Below are 4,985 nucleotides of genomic sequence, written 5' to 3'. Positions count from 1 at the left end.
ACCTGTACCTTGACCGCATCAAATCGAGGGTTTGCGTTCATGGTACTAGTAACTTGCCACCACTATTGCTTCCCGCTCGGCTATCCCTTTTTTCGCTGCTGCCTTACGGGATGCTTCATTTTATTCAATCAATTCGCCATTCAGAGATGGAGGGTCTTACTATGAATTTGCTGGAAAAAGAAGAGTTTGCCCGTATTAAAGCCGAAGAGTTGGAACAATTGAGTGCGGAGGAAGTCATTCGTTTTGCTACACAGCAGTATTCGAGCCTGACTTTTGCATGCAGCTTCGGCGCCGAGGACGTTGTGATCGTGGACATGTTGCAGCACATCAGCCCGTCTACCGATATCTTTTACCTGGACACCGACTTTCATTTCCAGGAGACGTACGAGACACGCGATCGAATGGTTGACCGTTACGGTCTGGACTTCGTGCGCGTCGCCCCGTTAATTACTCCCGAAGAGCAAGCCGAGAAGCATACTCCCGAGCTATGGACATCCGATCCGAACCTTTGCTGCAATATCCGCAAGGTTGAGCCGCTCACTCGCAATCTGTCCCGCTACGATGCTTGGATTACCGGCATTCGCCGCGATCAAGCGCCGACCCGTGCCAATTCGAAAAAAGTCGAGTACGACTATAAATTCGGCCTCATGAAGTTCAATCCGCTCGCGGACTGGACCAGCGAAGACGTATGGAAATATATTCGTGACAATGACGTTATCTACAACCCGCTGCATGACCGTAACTTCCCGAGTATCGGCTGCGAACAGTGCACCCGTCAGGTTATGCCTGGAGAAGATCCACGCGCAGGACGCTGGTCAGGCAACGATAAGACGGAATGCGGTCTGCACAAGTAAGGGTAAGCTGACTTTTAAACGATCAACCATTCAATAAAGGAGCGACTGCACATTATGACTTCCATCAAGCCGCATGGCGGCACTTTGATCAACCGTCTCGCTGAAGGTCAAGAACGTGAAGCCCTGCTTGCCGAAGCGCAAGGACTGCGTCAAATTCCGATCAATGCCTGGGTGCTGTCCGACCTCGACTTGATAGCTGTAGGTGCCTTTTCCCCATTGACGGGGTTCCTGAACGAAGAAGACTACCATAGCGTAGTAAGCAATATGCGTCTGGCAAACGGCACCGTATGGAGCATTCCGATCACGTTGCCGCTTGAAGGCGCAGACTCTTCGCTTGTAGGCGAACGCGTAGCGCTTGTGGGAGAAAATGACGGCGTCGTATACGCGATTCTTGATGTAGAGAGCGTCTATACGATTGATCGTAGCTTCGAAGCGGTAAACGTGTTCAAAACAGACGATCCCGAGCATCCCGGCGTGAAAAAGCTGTTCGAGCGTCCGCAAGAGCGGATCGGCGGATCGGTGCAGGTACTGAATCGGCCGCAACCGGAGCGTTTCAACGAGTTTTACTTTGATCCGTCCGAGACGAGAAAGCAATTTGCGGAAAAAGGATGGAAAACCGTCGTCGGCTTCCAGACCCGCAATCCGGTACACCGCGCGCACGAGTATATTCAAAAGTCTGCACTGGAAACGGTAGACGCGCTATTCCTCAATCCGCTTGTCGGCGAAACGAAGTCGGATGACGTTCCGGCAGACATTCGCATGCGCAGCTACCTTGTCCTTTTGGAGAACTACTATCCTGCGGCGCGGACGTTCCTGGGCGTATTCCCGGCGGCGATGCGTTATGCAGGACCGCGGGAAGCTATTTTCCATGCAATCGTGCGTAAAAACTATGGCTGCACCCACTTTATCGTCGGCCGCGACCATGCCGGCGTAGGCGACTACTACGGTACTTACGAAGCGCAGGAGATATTCGCCAACTTCCAACCGGAAGAACTGGAGATCACGCCGCTCTTTTTCGAACACAGCTTCTTCTGCACGCATTGCGGCAATATGGCGACCAGCAAAACCTGCCCGCACGGCAAAGAAAAGCACCTCACCCTGTCGGGAACCAAAGTACGTGCCCTGCTTCGCGGAGGAGAATGCCCGCCGCCGGAGTTCACGCGCCCGGAAGTGGCCGAAGTGTTGATCGAAGGTATGCGCGACCGGATCGTCGAGCAAGTTTAAAGCAACATGACCCATTAATCCAAACACCGAATCGTTTTCCTTAAATGGGGAGCGGTTCGGTATTTTTGTTTCATGTATAATGAGGAAGAGATTTCCCGTAACAGAGGGAGAGAGGATGAACAGCATGGTAACGAGAGAAGAAGTTGTGGAAGCGCTTGAAGCGGTGATGGACCCTGTCTACCGCGTACGTTTGTCCGACCTGCGGTTGATCCGCGACGTCGTGATTCGGGATGAACGGGTGTCCCTTAGCGTGGTGTGTTTGCAGCCTGGAGAGGAAGTTCGCCAGGGCTTGGAGACGCAAATCCGTTCCGCTTTGCAATCGCTGGCTGTCGAAGACGTTCGAATCCGTTTTAAGGAAGCGACAGAATTGGAAAAAGAGCGCAGCCTGGCTATTATCGAAGATACACGTGTGGACCGCGATGCGACCGACAGCGACGACGACCCGGTATTGGTAAAAGGCCATGCGGCGGGCTTGGAGGATCTTCCGATATTGAGCCCCGACTCGCCGACAACATTCATCTCGATCGCAAGCGGCAAAGGCGGAGTGGGTAAATCGACCGTAGCGGTTAACCTGGCAGTGGCTTTGGCGCGAGAAGGCAAAAAGGTGGGGCTGATCGACGCGGACATCTATGGCTTCAGTGTACCGGATATGATGGGAATCGAGGAAGGTCCCGAGGTCGTCGACGGCCTTTTGCACCCCGTAGAGCGTTTTGGCGTCAAAGTCATGTCGATGGGCTTCTTTATCCGCGAAAACAATCCGGTCGTTTGGCGCGGGCCGCTGCTCGGACGGATGCTGAGACAGTTCTTTGAAGAAACGGACTGGGGCGAGTTGGATTACATGCTGCTGGATCTGCCTCCAGGTACAGGGGATATCGCGCTGGATGTGCATCAGATGCTGCCTCAGAGCAAACAGATCATCGTTACGACGCCTCACGGAACCGCCGCTTTCGTCGCAGCCCGTGCGGGAGCCATGGGGCTACAAACCGGTCATGAGATCCTTGGAGTCGTAGAAAATATGGCGTACTACGAGAAAAACGGAGAACGGGATTACATCTTCGGACGCGGAGGGGGCGGGCGATTGGCTGAGACGCTCCACACCGGACTATTGGGACAAATCCCGCTCGGCGTTCCGGATAACCATATCTCGGAGCCTGATTTCTCCCCTTCCGTATATAAGGCCGAAACGGAGACAGGCGGCATGTACGGCGAAATGGCGCGTTCGGTCATTGAGAAGACGTCGCCAGGCGGGAATACGCAATAACAGGGAGGGCTAGAATGAAGATGCTGTCGTTTGTGAGCTTTATCAAAGGATTGGCTCAGAATAAAGGTTATATGCTGGCGGCGACGGTGTTGTTTATCGCAGGAATTGCCATGGGCGCGATTTGGGCGGATGAGCTTCAGCGTCTGCTCCTTTCGCAGCTTCAGGGGTTGCAGACCGTGGCACAATCGCTGGAAGAGTCGGATAACGTTGAGTTGAGCTTTTTCACCTTTATCTTTTTTAACAATTCCATAAAAGCGGTACTTGTTATGTTGTTCGGCGCTTTTTTTGGATTAGCTCCTTTTGGTTTCTTGTTGCTGAACGGTATGGTATTGGGCTTCGTTGTGGAAATCGCTCGAAGACAGGGACAAGACCTGGGCGAATTGATCTTCCAGGGGTTGCTTCCTCACGGGATCATCGAGCTGCCTGCGATTGTGATTGCCTGCGGTTACGGACTACGGTTCGGCGGGCTGGTGATCGGAAGTCTTTTTAGCCTCGGGAGTTCGAAAAGGGATCGGCTTGCGCTTCGATGGGAGACGGCGATGAAGCAGATGCTTGGCGCTGCTGTGTGGATCGTTATTCTGTTGTTTGTAGCCGCTATTATAGAGAGTACGCTGACCTACCATTTGCTTCGCTAGTACATGGCGCAAAAGAGCCTTTATTTATAGGTAAAGGGTTGAATCTTATAGGTTTTGTAAACTTTTACGCACCGAAGAGTTACCCCTGCTTCATTTTGGGTTAAATCAAAGTTGAAATAGTAATTCAATGTTGAGGAAACCGGAAGGAGGGACCGTAATGCTCGGAATGATGTTTAACGATATGGAGTGCAAGGAATTTGGCTACGTGCTGCGCAAAGAGTTGGATGAGATGTTGTTCGACTTGAGCGATAAGCGCCTGGATCAAAATATGCGGGAGTCCATCTCTAAGCGATACCAAACGATCTTTCAAATGTATGCGAGAGTTGCGCCTTCCAAAGAGCTGTCTAAGTATGTGCGGGACAAGCGGCATAGCGGTGAGCGATAAACCTTGAACACAGCGATGCTAAAACAAGGAAAGCGGTCGGGGGCTCCCGTACCGCTTTTGCTATATTTCAATACAAAGAAGGAGCGGGATAAATGCCTGGTAGAAAAGCTCGAATGTTTGTTGAAAAAAGTGTTGACTTGCTATATTGCTATGTGGTAAATTATTAATCGGCTCTTCGAGAGATAGCCGTCACAACAAGTCGGAAAACAAGCGCTGAAAAAGAATTTCAAAAAAGTGCTTGACGAACTGCTTGAAACTGTGATAGGATATAAAAGTCGCCGCTGAGACAAACGGCGCCGAACGAAAGAAACAAATCAATACAGTTTGCTCCTTGAAAACTGAACAGTAAGTGAGTCAGGAACGAAATTCTTAGACCCCAACCGGGCAATAAGAATTGGAGTTCCCGCGATAAGCGAAAAAGGTTTAAATCTTTGAGCGGTTCGTGTTGAGAAAAAAGAGAATGAAAATTCTCGCCACGTTTTAAACGAGCACATGGTGCTTTCTTTTAAACGGCGACTTCGGTCGCCACCTTAATGGAGAGTTTGATCCTGGCTCAGGACGAACGCTGGCGGCATGCCTAATACATGCAAGTCGAGCGGAGTTGATGAGAAGCTTGCTTCTCTAAT

5 protein-coding genes and 1 rRNA gene are annotated in these 4,985 nt (G+C 51.3%); all 6 read left to right on the top strand.

All coding sequences use genetic code 11. The annotated features are described in order from the left end of the window. Positions 1–161 precede the first annotated feature (161 nt). Positions 162–854 carry a phosphoadenylyl-sulfate reductase gene (locus WKI47_RS07235; RefSeq protein WP_340226502.1) on the top strand — a complete coding sequence of 231 codons (693 nt, stop codon included), beginning with the start codon at positions 162–164 and terminating at the stop codon, positions 852–854. A gap of 54 nt (positions 855–908) precedes the next feature. Beyond that, the gene (gene sat, locus WKI47_RS07230) at positions 909–2,078 is read left to right on the top strand and encodes a sulfate adenylyltransferase (protein WP_340226501.1); all 1,170 of its coding nucleotides are present in this window, start codon (positions 909–911) and stop codon (positions 2,076–2,078) included. A 124-nt stretch (positions 2,079–2,202) separates the two neighbouring features. Then, positions 2,203–3,339, top strand: coding sequence for an Mrp/NBP35 family ATP-binding protein (locus WKI47_RS07225; RefSeq protein ID WP_340226503.1), 1,137 nt, complete (start codon positions 2,203–2,205; stop codon positions 3,337–3,339). A gap of 14 nt (positions 3,340–3,353) precedes the next feature. Further along, a complete protein-coding gene (locus WKI47_RS07220) occupies positions 3,354–3,974 on the top strand; it encodes a stage II sporulation protein M (protein WP_340226500.1) in 621 nt (206 codons plus the stop codon). A 157-nt stretch (positions 3,975–4,131) separates the two neighbouring features. Beyond that, a complete protein-coding gene (locus WKI47_RS07215; protein WP_340226499.1) occupies positions 4,132–4,359 on the top strand; it encodes a hypothetical protein in 228 nt (75 codons plus the stop codon). A 530-nt stretch (positions 4,360–4,889) separates the two neighbouring features. After that, a 16S ribosomal RNA gene (locus WKI47_RS07210) occupies positions 4,890–4,985 on the top strand; the annotation flags it as partial.

The sequence above is a fragment of the Saccharibacillus sacchari genome (assembly GCF_037722395.1).
Lineage (GTDB): Bacteria > Bacillota > Bacilli > Paenibacillales > Paenibacillaceae > Saccharibacillus > Saccharibacillus sacchari_A.
The sequence above is the reverse complement of the archived record's forward strand: the minus strand, read 5'-3'. Positions and strand labels throughout refer to the sequence as shown.